We start from the raw sequence: 25,195 nt of genomic DNA on the forward strand, positions 1-25,195 counted from the left end.
GAGCACGATGAAGCAACTCCTGTTTGTAGATGACGAATCGAAACTGCTTGACGGGCTCAAGCGGTCGCTCCGTCCCATGCGGCACGAGTGGAATATGACGTTCGTGACCAGCGGAGCGGAGGCGTTGATGGCTCTGGAGCAGGTGCCTTTCGACGTCGTGGTCTCGGACATGCGTATGCCGGGGATGGACGGCGCCCAGCTCCTGAACGAGGTCCAACAGCGCTACCCGCAAGTCGTCAGAATCGTGCTGTCCGGCCAGTCGGATAAAGAATTGATCTATCAGTCCATCGCCGCGACCCATCAATATCTGGCCAAACCTTGCGAGAGCGAGCTGTTGAAAGCCACGGTGATGCGGGCCTGTGCCCTGCGCGATCTCCTCGGGAACGACTCGCTGCGGCGGCTGGTGACGGGTATGCACCAGATCCCCAGTCAGCCGACCCTCTATGCCGAAATCAGGAAGGAGGCGGAATCCAACACCGCTTCGATCAGGATCATCGGTGAGATCATTTCCAAGGATATGGGCATGACTGCGAAAATACTCCAGCTGGTGAATTCCGCCTATTTTGGGTTGCGCGGCACAGTGTCGACGGCGGAGCAGGCTGTAAATCTCTTGGGGTTGGATACGGTTCAGGCGCTGGTGTTGACCGTGCAAGTTTTTTCGCAATTTGCCGCAATTCATGGTTCAAGCTTCAACATAGATCGTCTGTGGGAGGCGAGTATGGAGACTGGTTCGCTCGCCCGCGCAATTGCGAAGGCCGAACAAGTTCCGGCGCTGATGATCGAGCAGGCGTACACGGCAGGATTGCTCCATGACGTGGGAAGGTTGGTGTTCGCGGCCAATGCCCTGGAACGATACGAAGCCACACTCAAGGCATCGCATGACAAGAGTCTCCCGATATGGGAGGTGGAACGTCTGGAGTTCGGGGCCAGCCATGCAGACGTCGGGGCCTATCTGCTGGGGCTTTGGGGGTTGGGCGATCCTATTGTGGAGGCGGTGGCCTTCCATCATCGCCCTTCGGATTGCGTCGGGAACAGTTTCAGCCCTCTCACAGCGGTGCATTTCGCCAGCGTGTTACAGGAGGAGCTGTCCAGGCAGCCGGCAGGGGATGTTCCATCTCAGATCGATTCCACCTATCTCAACACACTTCATATGACCGACCGGCTCCCGCATTGGCGAGAGGTGGCCGGCGCGGTTCAGCGGGAAAGGAGCTAGCACATGGCTGGCAAAATTCTCTGTGTGGATGACGATCCGAACATTTTAGAGGGCTACAAGCGGCAACTTCGGAAAGAGTTCGAGCTGGTTACTGCCGTCGGACCTGAGCAGGGTCTTCGGATGGTCGCGGAGCAGGGTCCCTTCGCCGTCGTGGTGTCCGATCTCCAAATGCCGGGAATGAACGGGGTCGAGTTTCTTGCGCAGGTACGGGTCCACGAGCCCGACACCGTGCGCATGCTGTTGACGGGCAACGCCGAACTCCAGGCGGCGATCGACGCGATCAATCAAGGACAGATATTCCGGTTTCTCACCAAGCCCTGCACGTCGGAGTTGCTCGGCGGTGCGCTCAAGGCCGCTCTGGCGCAGCACCGTCTGATTAACGCGGAGCGTGAACTCTTGGAACAAACGCTCAGCGGCAGCATCGGAGTGCTCAGTGAGGTCTTAGCGTTGGTCAATCCTGAAGCGTTCGGGCGATCGGCTCGCATCACCCGGTACGTGGAGTCGATCGCGGAGAATCTTCACGTGTCTGAACTATGGTCCATCAAGACCGCCGCCATGTTGTCTCAGATCGGCTGCGTCATTCTGCCGGAGTCGGTTCTCAAGAAGGTATATCAAGGGGCGGCACTCACGGCCGAGGAGACCCAGCTCTTTAATCAGCATCCGTTTATAGCCTACGACTTGATCGCCAAGATTCCGCGGATGAAGCGGGTGGCCGAGATCATTAAGTTTCAGGATAGCTACTACGATGGGGTCGGTATGTCAGGAGGCACTCAACAAGGCAAAACCATTCCGATGGAGGCCGGCATTCTGAAAGTGGCCTTGGACTTCGATGCGCTCGAATCCTCAGGCAAGTCGAAGGCCGAGGCGTTCGGCGTCATGCAGCAGCGCAAAGGATGGTACGATCCGACGGTGATCGACGCTCTGAAATCCGCATTTGCAAAGGAGATCAAGTTTGAGGTGAAGACGACTGTGGTGGCCGAACTTCTAGAAGGCATGATTCTGGCTGAGGACATTCAATCTAGTCAGTACGTGCTCCTCGCCTCAAAGGGCCAGCAAGTAACCCAATCTATGATTCTGAGACTCCAGAGCTTTAGAAAGTCCGGCGGAGTCCGAGAGCCGTTCACGGTCTTGCTCCCGATTAAACTGGAAGACTCACCGGCTGGGATACCTTCCCAAGTTGTGAGTCAGCCTGTACAGATGTTGAAAGCATCCTGATGAACCGGAAAGGTCGGTGTCAATTTGTGACATCTGATCTTCGAGCGAGATCCCCTGACCGACGCGCGGATCACCTGAGCCCGACGCCATACGGACCCACGGACCGTCTCGCGAGCGTTGCTTCTTGAACCAATGCGAAGGTTGCTTTTTCCGCTATCTTACGAGTCTCGTACAGCTATTGAGATACGCTTCACGATTCGCGCTTCGCGGGCGTCGCGATCGCCGCTGGCTGAGTCCAGCGGGTGAGCATCTCAGCGAGAACCTTGGCTTGCACCGGTTTGCTCAGAAAATCGTCCATCCCAGCGGTCAGACATTGTTCACGATCCTCTGGTCTTGCGTTGGCTGTCATGGCGATAATAGGAACTCGGTAAGTGGTAAGTGGCAAGTGGTCAATGGCGGAAGAATATGCCTCACCCGTCACGTTTCCCGCTTCGCGCCGTCTGATTTCTGTTGTCGCGGCATATCCATCCATCTCCGGCATCTGGCAATCCATGAGGACCGCGGCATAGCCGGTTCGTGATAGCGCGTCGAGGGCCTCCCTGCCGTTGGCCACCAGATCCACGCGGTAGCCTAGCTTTTCCAGCATGCGCGAAGCGACTTTCTGGTTGATGACATTATCTTCGGCCACGAGGATCCGAGCGGCGCCGCGGGCCTTCGCCTCCGCCAGACTATGGCGCGTGATCAGCTCGGCGGTGGACGAATGGCCCTCGGACTGCTCCGTCCCTGGCGTGTCCTGTGGCGACGGCTTTGCAAGGGTCGTGAGGCAGTCGTACAGTTGCGCTTCATGCACCGGCTTGGTGAGGTAGGCGGCGTAGCCGGCGGCCTGCGCCAGCATGGCATCCCCGCGCTCGCCCTGCGAGGTCAGCAAAACCAGCTTGATGGATGCGAGCGCCGGGTCCGATTTAATCGTCCTGGCGAGCGCGAGACCGTCCATTCCCGGCATCTGCATGTCGATGATCGCGAAGTGGCAGGCGTCGTCGGCCACCGCGACGGCGCGCAACCGTGCCAGAGCCTGCGGGCCATCCTCCACGCTCAGGCAACGGAGTCCCCATTTTCCCGCATAGCGCTCCAGGACGAGGCGGTTCGTGGGATGGTCATCCACGATACAGAGTTGCCGCCCGCGCAGGTCTTGGGCACGGTGGTCGATTCCCGGCGATACCCTGGGCGGCTGGGTTGCGAGAGGGATTGTGAACCAGAAGGTACTGCCTTGGCCCGGCTGACTCTCCGCCCCGATCTGCCCCCCCATCAGTTCCGTGAGTTGCTTGCAGATGGCCAGCCCCAATCCCGTGCCTCCGAATTTTCGCGTGGTCGAGCTGTCGGCCTGACTGAACGATTGAAAAAGGTATGTGTGGGCTCCTGTCGACAGCCCGATGCCGGTATCTTGCACCGCGACCCTGATGGTAGCCCGGTCATCCGTGCGTTGCGCCAGCGTGACGGTGATCACAACCTCGCCCTGTTCCGTAAACTTGATGGCATTGCCGATCAGGTTGAGGAGAATCTGGCGAAGGCGCCCTGGATCCCCCCGGAGCGAGGTGGGCACATCCGCATGGAACAGACAGGCCAGGTTGAGCCCTTTACTGAAGGCTCGTTCGGCCATCAGATCCATCGTTTCGTCCACCGCTGTGCGGAGATCGAAATCGATGACCTCCAGCTGCATTTTGCCTGCTTCGATCTTGGAGAAATCCAGGATGTCATTGATGATCATGAGCAGATGATCGCCGCTGCTGCGGACGGTCTCGGCGTAGTCGCGCTGCTCAGGTGTCAGGTCGGTGTCGAGCAGGAGCCCGGTCATGCCGATCACTCCGTTCATGGGGGTCCGGAGTTCATGGCTCATGGTCGCCAAGAAAGCCGACTTGGCTTTGACCGCCTCCAGCGCTTGGTGGCGTGAATGCTCCAATTCGGCTGTCCGCTCATAAACCCGCTGCTCGAGCGAGGCATTGAGAGAGCGCAGGTGTTCCGCTTGGGTGCGAATGGCGTCATCAGCCCACACGACGATGCTTGAGAATCGTTCGATTCTTCCTTCCTCAGGAATCGCAGATTGGATGCGCTGGAGCGACGTGACAGAGTCTCCACCCAGGGTGGCGAGCGTCTGCTGGAATGTCGTCCTGGCTCCGTCAAAGATTCGGGACAGGCGCTTCATCATCAAGCGGATGGTTCCGATGAACAGGACGATCATGCATCCGCTCACGCCCAACAGCCATCCGGCCATCTGTTGCTGCGCCCGCTCCGCCTGTATCAATGAATATTTGACCAACACCCAGGCCATCACTTGGTTGCGGTTGAAGAGCGGTTCCGTAACAAGGATAAAGGGAGCCCCGCTTCGGTCATGTCCATAGGTCAGGTGCTCGGTTGTGCCGGCCGGCCGGACCTCTCCGTTCTCTCCCTTCAACAGCCTGCCGATCCGATCCGTGTGTTTGGCGGCTACGATCATGCCGTCGGGATCGACGACATCGATGTCCAGGATATCCGGATCGTTGAGGTACTGGGCCATGGCCTCCTGAACGCGGAAGAGATTGTCAATGACGACTGCCGCACCCATGACCGCGAACGTCCGCGCGAAGGCCGTCGCTCGACCCTCAGCGTTCTGCTGGATAAGGATGCCCTGCCGGATTACGAGAAAACCGGACACTGCCATTGCGAGGATGAATACGAGACCGGAGAGGCCGAATAGGAGGCGGAATTCCAGGTTATGCCGCCATCGGTTTCGCAATCGACGGAACCCTGCGCTGAGCCGGGACATCGTTAGAGTGGACCTCCAATGCGTCATCTAAGGAGACCGATCCCTTTGAGACAGGACTCTCCCTGTTCGTTCAATGTGTTATCGGCTGAGAGCTATCAGACCTTGATCAAGTGATGCGCCAGTTGACCGGCCTAGGAGGGGATAGGGGTTGCGGGGGTTCTGTGCAGGGGTGTGGTCCCCTTCTGCGCGTTTCGCGTTGGACCTGACCCATAGTTAAGAATCGACAGTAATCGACCGATAGAGCAACGACTGGTGGGGCGTGAGTGAGGACATTCCACCACGAAGCGTCTGTCCGGTTGTGTGGTCTCTCAGGTCCATTCGGTCTGTCTGGTCTATCTGGTCGGTCGGACCAAAGCGAGTTGGTCAGGGGTCAGGAACCGTTTGCGCGGAGCGCCCTAGGGGTCGTACCGACAAACGGTTCCTGACCCCTTGCGGAGCCCACTGATGGAGGGTAGCTGCTCATGGAGTATACGATTACGCCCAAAGAGTTCGAGCAGTTCCGGGCGCTCATCTATCGGGAATCCGGGATCAGCCTGAATGACAACAAACAGGTCCTGCTGGTGTCCCGGCTGTCCAAACGGCTGCGCACGCTGCAATTGGACTCGTTTCAAGCCTACTACGATCTGATCGCAGGCCAGAAAGATGGCGATGAATTTACGATGCTTCTGGATCTCGTGTCGACGAACAAAACCGATTTCTTCCGCGAGCCCAAGCACTTTGATTTTTTGCGGGAACAGATTCTTCCGGAACTGGGCGCCATTCGGAGCATCCGCGCGTGGTCTGCGGCATCTTCCTCCGGCGAGGAGCCCTATACGATCGCCATGACGCTGTACGACGCGGTGTCTGATCCCGACCGCTGGGATTTCAAAATTCTGGCGTCGGACATTTCCACGCGCGTGCTGGCCAGGGCTGCCTCCGGCGTCTACGAAGAAGATTGTGTGCGCGCGCTTTCGAAGAGGATTGTCGAGCGGCACTTTTTGAAGGGGGTCGGTGATCAGGCCGGTATGGTCAAGGTCAAGCCTCATCTTACCCAGATGGTCCGCTTTCGCCGGATCAACTTGATGGACGAGAGTTACCCGATCAGCGCGCCCTTGGATCTCATCTTCTGCCGAAACGTGATGATCTACTTCGATCGTCCGACGCAGGCGCAGTTGGCCACGAAATTCTACCGCTATCTGAAACCGGGCGGGTTTCTCTTCATCGGACATTCAGAGAGTTTGCAGCGGCTCGATCAGCCCCTTACGCCGGTCGCGCCGACGATCTACCGGAAGGCAGCGTGAGGCGGGAGGCGTCAGGCGTGAGGGGATAACGGGGTAAGGCGGAAGACCTAAGGCGTAAGGCGACAAAATCGGAGAGGAAGCATCGCAAATCATGACTACCATCCCTTTACGCCTGACGCCTGACGCCTCACGCGACGATTTTGCTCACATCCGTCGCATGCGGGACGATCGCTTTCCGCACGAGATCGCATCCATTCTGCCGGGAGAGTTTTTTGTGAGCCGCGATCCGATGATCGTCTACACGGTATTGGGGTCCTGCATCTCAGCCTGTATTCGTGACCCGGTGGCAGGAGTCGGGGGCATGAACCATTTTATGCTGCCGGAACCGAAAGAAAAGGCCCACGACTCCTGGGGAGAATCGACCCGCTATGGGTCCTACGCCATGGAGTCGCTGATCAACGAAATCTTGAAGCAAGGCGGGCTCAAGAGCCGGCTCGAACTCAAACTGTTCGGGGCCGGCAAGATTTACGGTGGACAGATAGATGTCGGCGCCCGAAACAGCGAGTGGGTGCTGAACTATGTCAAAACCGAAGGACTTTCAGTGGTCGGTCGCGATCTCGGCGACGTGTGCCCCCGTAAGATCTATTACTTCACAGAATCGGGCCGCGTGTTGATGAAAAAAATCGAACAGATCAAGAACCGGACGATCTTCGAACGTGAGCTGGAGTACGCGGCGAAGATTAAGCATGTGGATCAGCAGGCAGAAGAGGATGTGACGGTCTTTTAGGGGTGAGTGGTGAGTAGGAAGTTGTAAGTGGCAAGTCGGCAGACTTTATGACTTTCGGACTTGATGACTTGATGACGGAGAGCGTATGGCCAAGATTCGCGTATTGACCGTTGATGATTCGGCGCTGATGCGGCAGGTGCTGGCCAGTCTTCTGTCGAAAGATTCCGATATCGAAGTCATTGGATCGGCGCCCGATCCCTTCATCGCTCGTGAAAAAATCAAAGCGCTGAACCCGGATGTGATCACTCTCGACGTCGAAATGCCGAAGATGGACGGACTGACATTTCTGGAGAAGCTGATGCGGGGGCATCCGATGCCGGTGGTCATGGTGAGTTCACTCACGGAAGCCGGTTGCCAGACTACTTTGCGGGCGTTGGAGCTCGGCGCCGTAGATTTTATTACCAAGCCGAAGATCGATCTCCGTGAGGGCATGGAAGAGATCGCGCAAGATCTGATCAGCAAGGTCAAGGCCGCCGCTATAGCAAACGTGAAACGTCAGGCGTCAGGCGTCAGGTGTGAGACGAAACCCCTTACCCCTTACCCCTTACCCCTTACGTCCGGAGGCGCCATGATTAAGACGACGGATCGAGTTATCGCCTTCGGCTCCTCCACAGGAGGCACGGAGGCGGTGAAGGATGTGCTGATGGCCTTGCCCCCGAATACCCCTCCGATTGTGATTACCCAACATATGCCGGAGCGATTTACGAAAACCTGGGCTGATCGAATGAATAGTCTCTGCCGCATCTCCGTCAAGGAAGCTCAGGATGGCGACAGTGTCCTGCCGGGCCATGCCCTGGTCGCGCCGGGCGGTTATCACATGACGCTCGTACGCAGCGGAGCCAGATATAGCGTCTCTATCAATCAGGATCCTCCCGTGAATCGTCATCGACCGTCCGTCGACGTGCTGTTCGATTCTGTGGCGCAGTATGCCGGAGCCAACGCCATCGGTGTGATCCTCACGGGAATGGGCGGCGACGGTGCGAAGGGAATGCTGGCGATGAAACAGGCCGGAGCCTACACGATTGCCCAGGACGAAGCCAGTTGCGTGGTGTTCGGTATGCCGAAGGAGGCGATCAAGCTCGGCGGGGTCGATAAGGTCTTGCCGCTGGCGGAGATTCCCGCGGCAATCGTGGCCTGTGTCAGCAAGGGGTAGAAGACCAGGAAGAGGTTTGTTTGGTTTATTTGGTTCATCCGGTTGGACTAATTCAATTAACCAACGAGAACACCAAAATAAACCAAATGAACCAAACAAACCAAATAGACCAAACAAGAAAGGATGATCACATGCAAATCAACGAACGTGTCGTGCCACAAGGGATAATCTTGGACGTGGTGGGAGACCTGACCTATGCCAATCGAGGTGTCTTTAAGGGGGCTGTCGAGAAGGCGAAAAATGCGGGCTGTCGGCATCTCATAGTGAATTTGGAAAAGGTGCGATTCGTGGATAGCGCAGGACTCGGGCTGCTCGTGCTTGTTTCACAGAATTTAAAACTGATCCAGGCTCAGCTCAGTGTGCTGAAGCCGCAACTGTACGTGCGGGAGATTATGAGTCTCGCCAATATTCCGAAGATGATTCCCATCTACGAGAGCGAGGATGCGGTGATCACTGCGCGCGCGGCCTAGCTAGCCAATCGCCGGAAGGTTAAGGTCAAGGTTTAGGTTAAGGCTGAGGGGAAAGAGTCCGATCTTTTCAACCTTAACCTCAACCTTCAGAAGAGAAACGGAGGGTGATGAATTCACAGGCTATGCAACGCATCGGGCACGCTGGCGATTCCTCTGCGCAACCAGAGGCCGCCGCCACGATCCTGCTTGTAGAAGATGAACTGGTTGCCAGGACGAGTATGGCTGCGCGGCTGAGGAAACTGGGGCATCGAGTCCTTGAGGCGGAGAACGGGCTGGTGGCGCTGGACGTGGCTCGGCGCGAATGTCCGGATCTCTATATCGTCGATTGGATGATGCCGGAGATGGATGGGCCGACCTTCTGTGAGACGGTGCGCCGTGACCCCTTGCTGAAAGCCAGCCAGCTTCTTCTCATGACAGCTCACGATCAGCCGGCGCAGATTGCCGAGGGGTTGGCACGAGGGGCCGACGACTTTCTGAGCAAATCGGCCAGCAAACAGGAAATTATCGCGCGTGTGTTGGCCGGTCTGCGCACGAGCCGGCTTGTGCGGGAACTCGAAACGACCGGCAAGGAACTGGAATTGTCGCTTCAGCTGTTGCAGGAGAAGCAGGCGGAAACGGAGGCCGACCTTCAATCGGCAGCGGCGTTCGTTCGATCGGTCCTTCCTCCTCAAGGGAGCCTCGCCCAGGGCCTTGAACTGGCGTGGGAGTATCAGCCGTCCTTGATGTTGGGAGGCGATCTCTTCGGGGTGATGGCGGTCGATGCGGACCATCTTGGCCTCTATATTCTTGATGCTTCGGGGCACGGGGTGGCCGCCGCCCTGCGTTCGGCCTCGCTGATGACGTTTCTGCGGGCGGAACACATTGTTGAGCTGTTAGGGTCGTATGATCCTGAGAAGGTGTTGAGCGAGGCCAACCGACGGTTTCCCTTGAGCGCCGAGGGAGAATATTTCACCCTGTGGGTGGGACAGCTGCACCTGCCGACAGGTCGCCTGTCATATGCTTCTGCCGGCCATTCCGGCGCCTTGGTTGGCTCGTCTCAGCGCGCTCCTCAATGGCTCACGCGTTCCTCATTTCCCCTTGGTTTCGATCTCTCCGCGCAGTTTGCATGCGAGCATGTCGATTTGGAGCCTGGCCATCGGCTGTTCTTGTTGAGCGATGGCATTTACGAAGTCCTCTCCCCAAGCGGGGAACTGTGGGGGCGCGAGCGTTTCCAAGATGTAATCGAGCGAGAAAAGCGGGCATCTCTGTCCGCGACGATCACAGCATGCTTTTCCGGAGCACGTGCATGGCAGCAAGCGCAACAGTTTCCAGACGACGCCGCGATTGTCGGGCTTGAGCTCACCGGTGGCCCGGAAGGGACGGTCAATGGATAAGACGATGGATCATACGATGGCGCTGAATCTTCCAGAGGCCTTGAACCGAGTCGATGGCGATCAGGACCTTTTCCTCACCCTGGCCCAGATTTTTTTGGATGAGAGCCCAAAGGAGGCTGGTGCAGCTCGTGCGGCACTCGAGCGACAGGATGGAGCTGGTTTGGCGGCGGCGGCTCATAAGCTGAAGGGGTCAGTGGTGGAGCTCTGCGCGCCGCGCCTGTTCGAGAGCGCGAAACGGTTGGAAGAATTGGGGCGGCAGGGAGAGTTGGCCGAAGCCTCATCGGTTTGCGCGGATGTCGAGACACATCTGGCCGAAGTGCATGCCGCGCTTCGGGAATTGATCACCGGAGGATTTCCCTCATGAGTCAAACAAAGGGATTGGACAGAGAGGCACGAACATTGTTGGTCGTGGCCGACAAGGCCGATACCAAGAACGTGATACTGGAATATGCGGAGGCGCAGGGGCATTCGGTGATTTCCGCTTCAAACCCGGCGCTCGGGTTATCGACCTTCGATATATCGAAGGTCGACATTGTGATCACCGATCTCTTTTTGCCCGATCATGAAGGCATTATGCTGGTGAAGCAGATTCGTGAACGCCGTCCCAGCTGCCCCATCCTGCTCCTGACCGACGCCGGCCATGCCGCATCTACGCAGGAGGGGTTGCGAGCCGGCGCTTTGGATTATGTGGAGCAGCCGATTCGTCAAGACGCATTTGCACAAGCGCTGAGTCGGGCGATCCATTCGCTGCCGGCCTCCACCGTGGATGAGACTGTGGTATTGGACCTGTGTGAAGCGTTGAGCCTCGTGGGCGACGATCAGGATCTGTTCTACGCTTCGGGCAGACTCTTTCTAGAAGCAAGCCTGAAAGATACTACGGCGGCTCGCGAGGCGCTGGGGCGGCAGGACAGCGAAGATTTAGCGGCGGCTGCGCATAGGCTGAAGGTGTCCGCGAAGGCCATCTGCTCACCGCGTCTCTCCGAAAGCGCGAAGCGGCTGGAAGAATTGGGGCGGCAGGGAAATTTTGCCGAGGCCTCATCGGTCTGTGGGGATGTCGAGGCATGCTTGGCCGAAGTGCATGATGCGCTTCGGGAATTGATCGCTGGAGGACTGCCGTCATGGTGGCTAAAACTGGTTCGCATATACAGGCACGTACCCTGCTCGTCGTAGCGGACAATGCCGATACCCAGACCGTCATCCTGGAACATGCGAGGGCGCAGGGGCATTCGGTGATTTCCGCTTCGAGCGCGGCGCTCGGACTGTCGACCTTCGACATGACGAAGCCCGATATCGTCATTACGGACCTCTTTTTGCCCGAGCAGGACGGGGTCATGCTGGTGAAGCAGATTCACGAACGCCGCCCGACCTGCCCGGTACTGCTTCTCATCGATGCGGGGCAGGCCGAATCGACGATCGCAGGGTTACGAGCCGGCGCCTTGGATTATGTGGAGCAGCCGATTCATCAGGACGCATTTGCGCAAGTGCTGAATCGGGCGATCCATTCACTGCCTGCTTCCGTGGACGACGCGCCGGGCGTCGAACGTTTGGAGTATGTGCTCGTCATGGGTCCGGACCCTGGGTACGTCGAGAGTACGGTAACCTGGCTCGTTCAAGGGACGGCCATGGGGCTGATGGAGGCTCGCCAGCTCCATCTTCGGGCCGCGTTGCAAGAACTCGTGATGAATGCGGTCGAGCATGGCTGCCTCGAACTCCGCTATCATGACAAGATCGAGGCCATGGCAAAAGATCAATATGATGATCTGATCCGGCAACGCAGACAAGAGAGTCGTTTCCGTGACCGCCGCGTGACGATCCGCGCCATTTACGACAAGCAACGACGGGTATTGACCTACCGGATTGCCGACGAAGGGAAGGGGTTCAATTGGAAGACGCGAGTGGCCTCTCGTCATGATGTCTGCCCCTCGGGTGATGTCAGCGGGCGGGGCATTTTTCTTGCGCACTCATTCTTTCCTGACATTTCGTACAACGACAAGGGAAACGAGGTCATCCTCACGGTGTCACTGGCGTGAGGCTGGATACCAGGGGAATGGTCAATGGGTAATAGGGGTATGGGAAATGGTCAATGGTCAATGATGGATGGCCAATGGTCGGATTGGGGCTGGACCTGATGATTTCATAGCATTAACCATCTACCATTGAGCATTCTACATACGGAGGTTCTATGGACACTGCAAACCCCACCCGCTCCAAGCTGCGAATTCCCAACGACCCGATGTATCTCTTGCTGCGCGAAGGTTGCATCGTGGAATTCAATGCGAAGAAGGCGGCAGGCGAGAAGGCCGACTTGCGAGGATGCGATTTGCGGGGGCTTGATCTACGGGGGTTGAATGCCGACGGGTTGGATCTCAGCGACTCCTACTTTCGCCAATCGGACCTGCGCAGCGTCGATTTTCGCAATGCGCGGCTTGAAGGCGCCAGCATCAATGGTGCAAAAATTTCCGGCGCCTACTTCCCCGCTGAACTGTCCGCCAGTGAGATCGAATTATCTCTGCTCCACGGCAGCCGCATGCGGTACAGCTCTGATAAATAGCCGGTCTATCTTGTCTGTCTAGAACCTATCTCAAAATTGAAAATGGTAGCCCGCCGAGCGTTCACGCATGCGAACTCCAGTGTAGTGACGGCATATTTCCAAGGATTCTGCAGGTTGCTCATGGCGGATACTCATAAAGCGAAACTGCTCTGTCGATTTTGAGATAGGTTCTAGTCTATCTGGTCTCTCTGGTGTCTTCGGTTGTCCAGTTCTTCCGACCAGACAGACCGAATAGGCCAGATAGACTAAATAGACCGAAGAGACTCAGAGCCCATCTTCTTCAGAAGACGAGGAGGAGTCTTTGGGCTGCCTGCCGGAGATGTCTTTCTGGCGGAGGAGTTTTGTGAGGTAGGTCCGTTGAAGGCCAAGTTCTTCAGCTGCGCGTGTTTGATTCCAGTCATTTCTTCGCAACGCCTCTTCGAGGACCTGCCGACTGTGCGCTTCCATGCTTTCATGGTAGTGACGGGGGGGGGAGCCTGACTCGGCCTCGGTCGCCGAGGGAGATGGTACATTTCCGAGATACAGGTATTCCGGTTCAATTGTCTCCTTGGGACATAGGATGAGTGCGCGCGTCAGCACATTTTCCAGTTCGCGGATATTGCCGGGCCACTGATACTGTTGCAATACCCGTAGGGCGCCCTCACTCAGTGCGCAGGGGCGATGGGTCACGACTCCGATCGCGCGTGTGAGAATATGTTGCGCGAGCGCAGGGATATCGTCCATCCGTTCACGCAGAGGCGGGAGCGTGACGGTGATCACCGCGAGTCGGTAGTACAGATCCTCGCGAAACGTGCCCTGCTGGATCGCGCGCCTGATGTCTTTGTTGGTGGCCGCGATGAAACGCACATTGGTGAGAACGGGCTGAGTTCCACCGATACGGTAGAAGCTCTGATCTTGAAGGACTCGCAGCAGGCGGCTTTGTAAGGGGAGCGGCATGTCCCCGATTTCATCCAGAAACACTGTTCCGCTTTCCGCCACCTCAATCTTGCCCGGCTCCCGTTTGACCGCGCCCGTGAAGGATCCCTTCTCATGACCGAACAGTTCGTTCTCGAGAAGATTCTCAGGCAGCGCCACACAATTGACCGCGACAAAGGGTTTCGCGCTGCGTGGGCTCCATCGATGAATGGTGCGGGCCACGACTTCTTTCCCCGTACCGGTTTCACCGAGTAGCAAAACGGTTACGTCGGACGGCGCTGCTTGTTTGGCGACCTTCAGTTGCGCAGCTATTTTGTCATTGGCTCCGACAAGGTGACCATACCGGTTCTCGCCTTCTTGACGGAGGACGTTGACTTGACGATGCAGGGCTACGGTAGCCAGTGCCCTGTTGATCACGACGGTCAGGTGGTCGGCGCTGAACGGTTTCGTGATGAAATCATAGGCGCCAAGCTGCATCGCCTGAACGGCGCGCTCGATGGTGCCGAATGCGGTCAGGATGATGATGAGCGGTGTAGAGGGGGTTGTGCCGCTGTCCGCTTCGATGTGTTGTTCGCTGTGAGAGGCGCCTCTGACCCGTTCCAGGATCTCCAGACCGGACAGCCCCGGTAGTTCCAAATCCAGGAGCACGAGATCAAAGTCTCCCTGCTCGATCAGACGCAGGGCATCCTTCCCGTTGTCGGCCGTGACATGCTCGTGCCCCATCCACTCGATGCGATTCTCAAGCCCGAGAAGAATATCGCGGTCGTCGTCGACGATGAGAATTTTTGCGCGCATGGTCTTTGTACAGGTGTTTAGACTGAAGGCTGAAGGTTATTAGCCAGATCCTCAGGTTAAAGATTGAAAGTTATAAGTATCTCGCAAGACACAAAGCAAGCAATTTAATACCTTTAAGAGCCTTCGGCCTTCGCACCTTCGGCCTTCAGCCTATCAGCCTGACTGCAAACAGGGACCGTGAAATAAAAGCGTGTGCCGGCTCCGGGCGTGCTGTCTACCCAGATGGCCCCCTTGTGCATGATCACCAGGCTCTTGGTAATGAACAAGCCAAGCTGAGCCCCCTGGGCGGAGGGGTTCGCAGACGGCACTCTCGAGAACTCGCGGAAGAGTTTTGCGATGTGACCAGGGTCAATCCCACAGCCGGTGTCGGCGACAGAGATTCGGACGAAGCCCTCGGGGGTTTCCTGAAACTCGACGGTGATCCGGCCGCCCGGCGGTGTAAACTTGATCGCATTACCGATGAGATTCCAGAAAATCTGCTCCAGTTTGTCGTGGTCAGCCTGGACCGCTGGAAGCCCATTTGCATGGGCGATCTCGAGGGTGATCGATTTTTCAGCTGCGACGGTCTGCAAGCTGTCGGCGACAAGGAGAGCGGTGGTTTCGACGGATACCGGTGTAAGCCGGGGCATGTCTTGTTGAGAGCCAAGGCGGGACCAGTCGAGCAATTGATTGATGATTCTGGTGAGGCGATTGATATTATGTCCGATGCGGGTGAGGTAGGTCAGCTGTTGTTCGTTCATCGGCCCCGCCACTCCGTCGCGCATATTGTCTGCGAAGCTACGGATTACGGTCATGGGGGTGCGCAATTCATGCGACGCGACTGAGAAGAACAGCGATCGTTGCCGGTCATGTTCCTGGAGCCGTTCGTTGGCGACGGACAATTCCTGCGTGCGTTCCGCAATTCTCTGTTCCAGGTTTTGGGTGAGTTCTTCGAGGTGAGCATAGGCCCTGGCATTGTCGATGGCTGCTGCGACATGGCTGGTAATCGTCCAAAGCATATGGAGGTCCTCTTCCCTGCAGGGTTCTGGACCCCGGTCTGCGGCGAGGTATCCGAGGATCTGGTTGTGGCTCTTGAGCGGCACCGCGACGAAGGAGGTGACCCCGCTGAGGCGAGCCAGGTGCAGCACAGGTGGTGACATACGGTTTGCCACGGCCTCGAGGTCCCGGATGAACAAGGGGTCGCCATGAATCAGCAGGTCGGCTTGGAGGCTGCCATCGTCCTGGATCGGTATATCAAGGAGCCGGGTTGCTTCCACAATGTCAGGTGAAACCCCGGCGATTTTGGCCACATAGGCCGTGTTTCGTTCTTGACGCCGCAACGTCAAAACCATCCGTGTAAAGCCCAGATTGGAGGTTAGGAGTTGCAGGATGGTTTCGAGGAGCTGGCTCCGGTCCAGCGTCCCGACGATGGCTGCACTGACTTGATGGAGCGTCGTCAATTGATTGACCTGGTGTTTGATGGTGACCAGGTTTGCGGTAATAGCGCTATTCCTTTCCTGGATGGACCGGGCCATGAGGTTGAATGCGTTCGTGAGCTGGCCGATTTCGTCGTGGCTGGAAGACATGAGGGGCACAGGCGAGTAACCCTCGGCCACTTGGCTAGCCACGTCGCACAAACGTTTCAGGGGTTGTGTGATACGGAGGCCGAGCAGAAAGACGCTGAGTGCGCCTGCGACGATGATGAAGGTGGTGATGAGGAGAACTTTCCAGACCATCGTTCTGAGTTCGTGTTTCACCCGTGCGTCGCTCAATCCTATTTGGACGACACCGGACACGATTGTCGCCTGTGTCGGTGGTGACCCGCTGCTTACTTCATCCATGTGAGAAGAGAATGGGGGAAACGGGGTCGCTCCTTTTGCCGGTCGCTGTACTGCGATGGCAAAGTCGTACACAGTTTCCCCCCACGCGAACTGGTCGGCGTCTATATTTGAAATGGGGAGGTGTGTCATGAGAGGAGTGTTGCTTGGCGATTTAAAGAGGGTTTGTGCAATCTGACTGTCCGGGTATAGAGGCTGGTCCACGGCTCGCACAAGACTGGCAGAGGTTTGGCCTGTTCCTTTCGTGTGCCGGACCAGCACGTTGCCGTCCACGCCCGTAACGACCACATAGACCACCTCCTCGACGGCCATGAGGCTGTCAATGAATTGCTGGAGCGTCACGCGATCTTCGCCCACGAGGCCTGCATATTGGAAGTGCTCGTTGTGCGCCACGCTCGTGAGGAGAATCGCACCCAGCTGCTGGAGATTGGTGGTCATGGCCGCGCGCCGAATTTCGATGAAGTACCAGCTCAAGCTTACACAGGCGACGATGAGAATGAGGCTGAACAATGACACGAGTTTCGTTCGCAGGCTGACGAACCCCTTCGAGCGCAATGGGATGGAAGCCACAGGTGTATCCGACGGATAAGAAGGATTCAATGGCCTGTCCTCATTAATACGTTTCATCGATGAGACTCGTCAGCTCACTCGGAAACGTGATGCCGAGAAACCTCGCGGTCTTGAGATTGACGGTGATCTTGAGTCGCTCGACCGGCAGAGGGGTGAGCGGCCTCAGTTTTTCCCCATCGAGAACGCGCTTCGCGAGCAGCCCGGTTTCCCGACCGATATCACCATAGTTGACGGATATGCTGAGCAGCGCTCCCAGGCGTGTGAATTCCGGCGAGAACCCGACTACCGGTATCTGTTGTGCGAGCGCTGATTCAAGGATGAATCCTATAGACTCGTTCGTCAAGACCGTGGAATCCGGCATGAGCCAGAGGGCTTCAACATCCTGGAGCAATGCTCGCAGTTGCTGGGGCACGTCCTTTTCACTCTCGACGGGAAGCTCCTTGAATTGGAACTGTGAGTTGGCGGCCTGCCTTTTGGCGTCCTTCACCTGGGAGGAGGTCTTGGCGGGATCGTAGAGAGTCCCGAGGCGGTGGAGGGCCGGTAGGAACTTCCGCATGATCTTCAGCTGTCTGTCCAGGGGGACCTCCAGGATCGTACCGGTCATGTTGGCGGCTCTCAGCTGATGTTTCAACGGATCAAGAACCATCATGTAGACGATCGGGACATCCACAATTTCATTTTGTGCCGCCAAGGCGGCTTTGAGTCCCACGGCCACGACCAGTGACGCATTTGATTCCTGCGCCTTGCGCGCAAGTTGTTTCCCGAGTTCCAGATTGCCTTGCGCATCATATTCGGTATAGATCGCTCCAATCGGGCCAGTGGCCTTCAAGCCCGCAATGGCCTCGCGATATGCCGCAATGTCAGAAGATTGTAAGATAGCAATGTCCACCGCCGCAGATTCCGTCACAGGCAGGGTACAGAGGGCGAGCAGCCAGACGAGTCCCACCATTATGCGAGAGAGCCGGCCTATGTCATCAATCGTGTTCATCTGGTCTATTTAGTCTATCTGGTTCATTTGGTCTGTCTGGTCTATCTGGTCCGGGGCCATGACGAGACAGACCGAATAGACCAGACAGACCTGAGAGACAAATGACGCGTCACGCGCCATGGTCTGTTGCGCGTACCGTTCCCAATATCTGCAAGGCCTTTCCATCGCAGTCTCGAATGATCTCACCAGCCCAGATACACCACTGGAAGCTGCCGTTCTGTTTGAGGACACGGTGTTCAAATACCACGTTGGAGTCCGGTGGATCCATCGCCTGTCGCATGACACGCGCCAGCGACTCCCGATCCTCCCGATACACGAGTGCCAGCCATTCGTCTTGGGTGTGAGGCGATCCCCTGTCCGCGAGGCCGAGGAACCGGTCGACCTGCGAGGACCAATGGACTTGACCGGTCCGGAGGTTCCAATTCCATGTGCCCATTTCAGTTGAGGCCAGGGCAAGGCGGAGGTGCTCCTCATGCGTGCGGAGGGTCTGTTCGATGGCTTTGCGTTCGGTGATGTCCTCAATCATCGCGAGGTGGCGTGGGCCAGCGTGCTCTTTAACTTGGATAGGAGCCACCGTCAGGTTGATCCACGCAATCGTGCCATGGGGACGGACATAGCGTTTCTCCATCTGGAATCCGGCTATTTCATTGGCATTCAGCCGGGCCATGTTATTCAAATCCGCTTGCACATCGTCCGGGTGGGTAATGCTCATCCAGTCGAGACTGGCCATTTCCTCCGTCGTCCTACCTGCAATTTGAGCAAACTTAGCATTGGTTTCATAGATGTGTCCCGTCAGCGAATCGATAAGCGCCATACCGATAGGTGCTTGCGTGAACATGGTTCTGAACCGTTCTTCACTTTGGCGAAGCGCCTCCTCCGTCTGCTTGCGCTCAGTGATGTCAGTGGAAATACCGCAGGTCGCATAGGGTTTGCCTGTGGGATCGCACAGCGGGAATTTGATCGAGATATAGGTATGAGGCCCGTCCGTATGGGGCGCCACTTCTTCATATTCCACCGCACGAATCTGTTCGATGACGATCACGTCATTCGCCCGAAAGGCATCTGCGGCCTCCCGGGGGAAGATCTCGTGATCTGTATGGCCCACAATCTGATCGGCAGGCAGGTCGAAGATCTGTTCAAACCTGTGATTGACGAAGAGATACCGGCCATCCGTGTCTTTGACGTAAATCACCGCCGTGGTGTTGTCCGCCACGTTCCTCAGAAGTTGCTCGCTGCGACGGAGTGCGTCTTCGGTCTTCCTTCGGACCGAAATATCTCGAATGATGCCGCTGTAGAAGTTACCGGCGGCTGAACTCCATGTGGCCAATGTGAGTTCGATGGGAAATTCAGTTCCATCTTTCTTCAGCCCATGCAACTCCAACACGGCTCCCATTATGCGGCCCGTTCCCGTCGCCTCAATGCGGGCGAGGCCCTGTTCGTGAGCGTGGCGGTAGCGTGCCGGCATGAGGATGGTGAGGGGCTTGCCGATCGCTTCTTCATTGGTGTAGCCGAAGAGCCTGGATGCAGCCCGGTTCCAGGAGAGGATAATGCCGTGATGATCAGCGACCACGATGGCATCGGAGGCCGATTCAACCAGCGAGCGGAAACGTTCTTCGCTTACGTTGAGGAGGTATTCCGTTCGTTCGGCCTTCACGGCCAGTTCCTTGACTCCGATGGCGCGACGGAGTATGTGCCGAAGTTCCTCCCGGTCATAGGGTTTCGTCAGATAGGCAAAGGCCCCCTCTTCCAGCGCTCCCACGGTCCGATCCGCTGAGATATGGGCCGTCACGATGATGACCGGGAGCGAGGGGTCCAATCGTTGGGCTTCTTTCAAGACCTTGAGCCCGTCGCCGTCCGGCAGCCCCAAGTCCAGGATGATCGCGTTGAAGCGATGGGCGCGAACGAGCTCCATGGCGCCGGCGACGGTAGCGGCAACGGTGACGCTGTAGCCGTCATGTTGGAGGAAATCCTGTAACCCCATGACGAGGTCAGGATTATCTTCCACAACAAGGATGGAGTATTTTTGTGTGACGTCTGCCAAGGCAATCTCTACGTCCCCAATGTGGAATGAGGAGTGTGGAATGTGGAATGCTGACGGTTCACACGCCTGGCCTGCGCGGTTGTTTCAAGATTTTCTCGAGTGGTCATAGTGATACTGCTGAGGAGCCTGATCAGTTCTTGACAGGCGGGTAGATGTGCCTCCGTCTCCATTTCAGTCGTCAGTCCAGAGTCCCGAAGAACCCGGAGCCAATAATGTGTCTCGCGTGCCTCTTTCAGTGCGATGGACATCTTTGCCAGAAAATCTTTCTTGCTTTGCGCAGCGATTGCCTCCTCAATGTTTGCCCCGATAGATGTGCCGGCGCGAATGAGCTGTTTTGACAGCACCCATTCTTGGGGATTCAATTGGAGTCGACGGCCAGCCTTAACGATGGCGACCGCAAAGGCAAAGCTCTTTTCTTGAACGACATTGCGTCTCGCCGAATCATTTCCCATGTCGTGCCCTCATTCAGAATGTGGCGACCATCCACTCCGAATCGCTCATTCCCCATTCCTCATTCCAAATTCCTCATTCCTTTACATCTCACTCACAACCCAAGACTTGAACGACAGCCTCGGTCGTCAGCCTGTCTAGCAATGAGGATTTGGGGAGACGTGAGGGTTGTGTCATGCGCTCCTCCGGTGCCCTGTAGATCTGAGGGGAGGCGTGATAGGTGAGGGCAATCTATCACAATAGGGATCTCCTAGAGAACGAGGGGCCTCCAATTGCCGCTCGGATAATGTGCAAGAGCTGTACTTGAGGGGGAAATGAGGAATGAGGAATGAGGAATGGGGAATGGGGAATGGGGGGAGGTTCTGCGTGCTGAGTTGGAAGGCAAGGAGGGTGCTGAATGTGGAATGAGGAATCAGAAATGAGCCCCTGGGCTGGACGGGCGAGAAAAGCGGGGCGCGAAGTTCTGAGAACCTAGAACTCAGAATTTCCCCTTATTTCTCATTCTACATTCCTCAGTACCCTGTGAGGTAGTGCGGTTCGAAGACCAAGATCAACCACACGAACCAGCCAACCAGATAGGCGAGATAGATCAGATAGACCAGATCAACTCGCCCCACCAGTTTCGTGTGCCAGGAAGGTCGTTCTGCATCCTGGTGGACTCCACGTCCCTTTGGCAGGCTATAACCGGTGGCTGGCGCGATGAGCGTCCTGTGCTTCGTATCCGTCATATTGTTCCGGCTTGGCAGTCCCGTGCCGATTATCATGGGTGCGATGGTCGTCACGAAGGATGTCACGCCCGATCTTTTCATGGATGCCGTTGCGAGGCGTTCGAGGCCACCATCCGCCTGGGCTTCTCTCAAGTACGGCTGGCGCTGGCGTACTCTTAGTCCGTCGAGGAGGCGCCGAACGTGAAAAGGCCGGCTGGAAAAATGGTCGAACACCTCGCGACAGCATCCATGAACTGATCGAATACTTAGCAAGCCACGTGCCTCATCTGAAAGGGCATGTCTCCTCGTAATAGTCGGAGGTTTTCCTGAGTATTGGACCGGAGTGCGTGCTTCTATTGGGGGCGGAAAGCGATTGTGGTGAATCGAAAACGATTCGCTACTGAATCAAATTGGATTACCTTGGGAAGTGGGAAGTGGGAAGTGGTAAGTAGTGAGTAGTAAGTGGTGAGTTGGATGAGGGAGGTTCTGAGTTCTGAGTTAAGGGCGAGCGGGATGGGTGAGACGAGCGGGAAAAGCGAGACTGGCATGGCGAGAGAGGGTTGATGGGAACCAAACAAACTAAACAAACCAAAGAACGAGGGCTAGGACGGGGCTACTTAGCGGGCGCTTGGATAGAACGAAGGTCCCACTCGGCGACCCCGGAAAGACCGATTTGATTCAGCAATGCAGCTCGATGTCTGCGAAGCGATTGGTCTGAAGGGTTCGTGTCGATCAACTCACAGAGACAGGCCATGGCGTCGTACCAGAAACCGTTCGCGGCATTCCCTAGCACGCTCTGCCGGTCCTCGCAGGTCAGGATGGGCTTGAAGACGAGGCAGTCATTGAACTCACAGCGCTCAATCATGCCGCCGGCGACAATATCCTTTGACGGCGAGTCCGGATCGCGGACAGCGGAGATGAACCAGCGATATTGCACATCCGGTTCCAGTACAAGGCCCCAATCTTTGAGATTGATGGAGTGGATACCTGCATGGGCCGGGGTGGGAATCAGACCTTCATGCAGCGGCGTGACCGATCCGACATTGATAAGCGTAAATTTCAGCGGGTAGATCGTCGGTTTTGAGAGAAACCAGTTCAGAACGGGAGTCTTTTTGACGGTGAGCCCGACATGGTCCGGCACCAGAGCCACGAGCACGGGATCGCTTCCGTCCGTCCCGCGCAATCCCCCGCCGACACGAGCACGCGGAGTCAGCTTCCTGGGAGGCTGGTAGAGAGGAAGTGGCGCATCTTCTTTGGGCCCAGCCTGCGCAACGGCGGCCTGATCCGCGACCGCAGGCGTCGAGCTTGGACCAAACAATCCCATACTCACGATCATCAGTGATAGCAGCGGGACAGTTAGGGTTCGCATAGCGCCCTCCTCTTACGGCTGATCGGCCAGTAAAGAATATGGTGAGGCGCACTGTAGCACATCGACGAGAATACCAACAGCAGGGACTGGGTCCACCGTCTTCGGCAGCGCCTGTCCAGCGGTTCCCGCAGGATGTTCAAAAGGCCAACCTTATCACCCGCCCAACCCCGGCGCGCCGAGACGCGCCTTGTCCCAAGCAAGGTCGCAGCGGTTTTTCACACTATCTCTAAAGGGTGGCCTGGTCGATCCTCGATTGCGCGCGTCGAACGAGCACCTTCCGAGCGTGCGCGTTCCGCGAGCAGGAGGACAACCAGGCCACCCTTTCCTTCCTTTTTCAACATTCTGCTAGAGCCAATTGTTCAGCAGCAAGAACGGCGACCAGTATGCCGGATGTTCATAGACGCGATCTGTCAAGAGCTTCTGCTGTGCGTGCTGCAATGCTTGTGCCTTGGACAGTTTGGGATTTCGTAGTTCCCGATAAAATTCTGAGACCAAGGCAGCCGATGCTTCATCGTTGATGAACCAGAGTGTCGCGAGCGCGCTCCGTGCTCCGGCTTTGATGGCCACACCGGCCAGGCCGAGCGCCGAACGGTCGTCGCCGGTCCCGGTCTGGCACGCGCTGAGGGTCAAGAGTTCCAGTGGATCTTTTCGGTACCGGAACAGTCCGATCAAATGGTCCAGCTCATTGATGGTGAGTTTCCCGTTATAGGTCAAAAGATAGGACTGCGTTGTGTCTGAGGCAAACCAGCCATGGGTGGCAATGTGCAGGATGCCATAGGGCTGGTTTTGTAATTTCTGTTCAAGCCGCGGAGTTGAAAATTCGGCATTCATGAGTTGATCCCCCTGGTAGAGCGTGCGAATGGCATTGACTTCTTCTTCGACGAAGGGGAGGGAGGGAAATCCTTGAACGGCTTTTGTGAGCCCGCCCGACAAGAGCCGGATCTTCTCGCGGTCGATAGGCTTCGGGTCGGTGAGATTCAGACCGGGTGTCGTAGCCACCGCAAACTTCTCGATGAGGAACTGCCTGCCGTCATGAAGGGCAGCCATCGGCACGGTCCGGAGCGGACCATCCGGGATAAAGACCAGGGTATGGATCTGGAAGGAGGCCAAGTCCGGTTCGAGCGGGCGGATCAACCAGGCGTAGAGTTGTTGGGCGTGGGGAAGATACTCGCGCGTCGTTCGCTTTTCGACCGTTTTGCGAAAGACACGTACTTCTTGTGTGAGTGTGGCTGATGAGACGGGGATTGACAGGCGTTTCAGTCCGTTGGGGAAGCTGACCAACAGTTCCAACCGATCTGCAAAGACGATGGGATACACCACAGCCGTTCCGGCGGCGAGTGTGTCCAGCTTCGTGATACGCGCTTGGAGTGTATCTACACAGTCGTCCTGGAAGTAATCCCGAAACTCGGCTGCCTTGTAGGTCTCGATCGCGTCACGTGCGAGGCGCAGATACTGTTCAGCCCCTTGCGAGTCGTCTGTCAGTGACGCGCGGTGGAGCAGCAGATCGGCCAGCTCAAAGAAGAGCGTACGGACTGAATCTTCTCCGGCGAATGAGTCGTTCCCCCATGCGGAGGTGACTTCCAGGCGAATGGGCCGCAGGGTTGTGGTGGCATGGCCGTAGGAAGCGATGGCTTCGTCCAGTTTGCTTGTTGCCGCCAGCAAACGGCCCAGTTGCCATTGCCAGCGGAAGAGTGACTCCGGGGCATTGGCCGACTGGGCGGAGAAGACCGCCCGTCTCGTCAGTTGCAACGATTCGTCGTAGCGATGTTCAGTTTCATACAAGTGACCGAGGTAGCCTTCGGCATAGGAGCGCGTTCTTGTGTCGCCGATTCGCTCCGCCACCGTCGTCGCTTCCAGCAGCACTCCGGCCGCGCGCAGCAGCAATGGTGCGTTCATGGCCGGCATGGAGGCGCGGAGTTGCTGGTAGCCCAGCCCCACCTGAATGAGATTCATCGCCTTGTCGTGCGAAGGCTCGAAATCATTCAGGGCATCAAAGGAGTGGTCCAGCCAGTCGCGCGCCTTATCCGGTTGATTCAGTTTCAGCGCCATGCGGGCCGCGTTGATGGAGGCTCGCACAGTCAGAGGGCGATCACCGTCCGCTTGTGCCTCTTGCGCACTGGTCACAAAGGCGTTCAGTGCATCCGCGTTCTGCTGCCGGGCGACGTGGGTGATGCCGAGGTCGTTGGAGATGGCCGCGATGAGGCGTCGATCTTTTTCGGCTTGTGCCAGAGCCAAGGCCTGGGTCAGATACTGCACCGAGGCGTCCGGTTTGCGCGCTGCCAGGTAGGTACGACCGAGACTCTCCATCACGCCGGCGATCCGCGCGCGATCTCCTGTCTGTTGCGCCAGGGTCAGCGCCAGCTCCAACTGTTGCAAGGCCTGACTGACCTGGCCCAGTGATTCAGACGCCTGCGCGGCCTGTTCCAGGGCCTGGCTCTGTTCTGCAGCCCTGCCGGCCCGCTCGTAGAGGTCTGCCGCCTGCTTCCAGGCGGCAAGCGCCTGATCGAACGATCCTCGTTGGTACGCCTGCAGTCCCTGTTGCATCAAGGTGTCCGGAGGAGGTTCGCCTGCGGAGACCGTTCCGGATGCTTTGGGCAGCAGGAAACAGGTCGCAAGGATGAGGAACAGAGCGAGCTTGAACAGATGGTTGATTTGGTTCATTTGGTTTGTTTTGTTTATTTGGTTGATTTCGTTCATGGTGAGTTTCGTTCAACGGGTAGTCCGGTTGAAACAGAAATGGTTGTTTATTTCAGTCGCACCATTGGAGGTCCTTTTGTGGCTCTGGGCTGATCGTTCAACCAAACAAACCAAATAAACGAAA

At 57.0% G+C, this 25,195-nt stretch carries 20 protein-coding genes; 11 read left to right on the forward strand and 9 right to left on the reverse strand.

The genetic code is table 11. The features are described 5' to 3' along the window. Nucleotides 1-7: 7 nt before the first annotated feature. Both HZB34_05170 and HZB34_05175 read left to right on the forward strand, forming a co-directional pair. Nucleotides 8-1,213, forward strand: coding sequence for an HDOD domain-containing protein (locus tag HZB34_05170; GenBank protein MBI5315342.1), 1,206 nt, complete (start codon nt 8-10; stop codon nt 1,211-1,213). Nucleotides 1,214-1,216: 3 nt separating this feature from the next. Then, nucleotides 1,217-2,428: a response regulator gene (locus HZB34_05175; protein ID MBI5315343.1), complete on the forward strand. Its 1,212-nt coding sequence runs from the start codon at nt 1,217-1,219 to the stop codon at nt 2,426-2,428. 190 nt (nt 2,429-2,618) lie between these two features. On the opposite strand, the gene HZB34_05180 is transcribed toward HZB34_05175, so the two are convergent. Then, a complete protein-coding gene (locus HZB34_05180; protein MBI5315344.1) occupies nt 2,619-5,168 on the reverse strand; it encodes a response regulator in 2,550 nt (849 codons plus the stop codon). A 461-nt stretch (nt 5,169-5,629) separates the two neighbouring features. Between HZB34_05180 and HZB34_05185 the strand changes: the two genes are divergently transcribed. The 9 genes from HZB34_05185 to HZB34_05225 all read left to right on the forward strand — a co-directional run bounded on the left by HZB34_05185 (nt 5,630) and on the right by HZB34_05225 (nt 12,722). Next, nucleotides 5,630-6,448 carry a protein-glutamate O-methyltransferase CheR gene (locus HZB34_05185; GenBank protein ID MBI5315345.1) on the forward strand — a complete coding sequence of 273 codons (819 nt, stop codon included), beginning with the start codon at nt 5,630-5,632 and terminating at the stop codon, nt 6,446-6,448. A gap of 91 nt (nt 6,449-6,539) precedes the next feature. Then, entirely contained in the window at nt 6,540-7,175 is a 636-nt protein-coding gene (cheD, locus tag HZB34_05190) for a chemoreceptor glutamine deamidase CheD (GenBank protein MBI5315346.1), read from the forward strand. Nucleotides 7,176-7,260: 85 nt separating this feature from the next. Then, nucleotides 7,261-8,328: a chemotaxis response regulator protein-glutamate methylesterase gene (locus HZB34_05195; protein MBI5315347.1), complete on the forward strand. Its 1,068-nt coding sequence runs from the start codon at nt 7,261-7,263 to the stop codon at nt 8,326-8,328. 131 nt (nt 8,329-8,459) lie between these two features. Further along, nucleotides 8,460-8,798 (forward strand): STAS domain-containing protein, encoded by a 339-nt coding sequence (locus tag HZB34_05200; protein MBI5315348.1) that lies wholly within the window; start codon nt 8,460-8,462, stop codon nt 8,796-8,798. A 107-nt stretch (nt 8,799-8,905) separates the two neighbouring features. Continuing rightward, on the forward strand, nt 8,906-10,171 hold the full coding sequence (locus HZB34_05205) for a SpoIIE family protein phosphatase (protein MBI5315349.1): 1,266 nt from the start codon (nt 8,906-8,908) through the stop codon (nt 10,169-10,171). Beyond that, complete coding sequence (locus HZB34_05210) at nt 10,164-10,535, forward strand: Hpt domain-containing protein (protein MBI5315350.1); 372 nt, start codon at nt 10,164-10,166, stop codon at nt 10,533-10,535. Before HZB34_05205 ends, HZB34_05210 begins: the two co-directional genes overlap by 8 nt. Next, nucleotides 10,532-11,341 carry a response regulator gene (locus HZB34_05215; protein MBI5315351.1) on the forward strand — a complete coding sequence of 270 codons (810 nt, stop codon included), beginning with the start codon at nt 10,532-10,534 and terminating at the stop codon, nt 11,339-11,341. The genes HZB34_05210 and HZB34_05215 overlap by 4 nt, the downstream gene beginning before the upstream one ends. Next, a complete protein-coding gene (locus HZB34_05220) occupies nt 11,290-12,201 on the forward strand; it encodes an ATP-binding protein (GenBank protein ID MBI5315352.1) in 912 nt (303 codons plus the stop codon). The genes HZB34_05215 and HZB34_05220 overlap by 52 nt, the downstream gene beginning before the upstream one ends. Nucleotides 12,202-12,404: 203 nt before the next feature. Beyond that, a complete protein-coding gene (locus tag HZB34_05225) occupies nt 12,405-12,722 on the forward strand; it encodes a pentapeptide repeat-containing protein (protein MBI5315353.1) in 318 nt (105 codons plus the stop codon). Between the two features lie 264 nt (nt 12,723-12,986). Here the strand turns inward: HZB34_05225 and HZB34_05230 are convergent, their stop codons facing one another. The 8 genes from HZB34_05230 to HZB34_05265 all read right to left on the reverse strand — a co-directional run bounded on the left by HZB34_05230 (nt 12,987) and on the right by HZB34_05265 (nt 25,071). Next, entirely contained in the window at nt 12,987-14,432 is a 1,446-nt protein-coding gene (locus tag HZB34_05230; GenBank protein ID MBI5315354.1) for a sigma-54-dependent Fis family transcriptional regulator, read from the reverse strand. A 113-nt stretch (nt 14,433-14,545) separates the two neighbouring features. Continuing rightward, nucleotides 14,546-16,876, reverse strand: a complete 2,331-nt coding sequence (locus tag HZB34_05235) for a GAF domain-containing protein (GenBank protein MBI5315355.1) — start codon at nt 16,874-16,876, stop codon at nt 14,546-14,548. Beyond that, on the reverse strand, nt 16,863-17,807 hold the full coding sequence (locus HZB34_05240; GenBank protein ID MBI5315356.1) for an ABC transporter substrate-binding protein: 945 nt from the start codon (nt 17,805-17,807) through the stop codon (nt 16,863-16,865). The genes HZB34_05235 and HZB34_05240 overlap by 14 nt, the downstream gene beginning before the upstream one ends. A gap of 109 nt (nt 17,808-17,916) precedes the next feature. Continuing rightward, complete coding sequence (locus HZB34_05245; protein ID MBI5315357.1) at nt 17,917-19,848, reverse strand: PAS domain S-box protein; 1,932 nt, start codon at nt 19,846-19,848, stop codon at nt 17,917-17,919. Between the two features lie 8 nt (nt 19,849-19,856). After that, the gene (locus HZB34_05250) at nt 19,857-20,300 is read right to left on the reverse strand and encodes a four helix bundle protein (protein MBI5315358.1); all 444 of its coding nucleotides are present in this window, start codon (nt 20,298-20,300) and stop codon (nt 19,857-19,859) included. Between the two features lie 510 nt (nt 20,301-20,810). Continuing rightward, nucleotides 20,811-21,107 carry a hypothetical protein gene (locus HZB34_05255; protein MBI5315359.1) on the reverse strand — a complete coding sequence of 99 codons (297 nt, stop codon included), beginning with the start codon at nt 21,105-21,107 and terminating at the stop codon, nt 20,811-20,813. A 511-nt stretch (nt 21,108-21,618) separates the two neighbouring features. Beyond that, the gene (locus tag HZB34_05260; GenBank protein MBI5315360.1) at nt 21,619-22,374 is read right to left on the reverse strand and encodes a DUF928 domain-containing protein; all 756 of its coding nucleotides are present in this window, start codon (nt 22,372-22,374) and stop codon (nt 21,619-21,621) included. 345 nt (nt 22,375-22,719) lie between these two features. Then, on the reverse strand, nt 22,720-25,071 hold the full coding sequence (locus HZB34_05265) for a CHAT domain-containing protein (protein ID MBI5315361.1): 2,352 nt from the start codon (nt 25,069-25,071) through the stop codon (nt 22,720-22,722). Nucleotides 25,072-25,195 lie beyond the last annotated feature (124 nt).

The sequence above is a fragment of the Nitrospirota bacterium genome, from assembly GCA_016219645.1.
In the GTDB taxonomy this organism is placed as follows: Bacteria; Nitrospirota; Nitrospiria; order Nitrospirales; family Nitrospiraceae; genus Palsa-1315.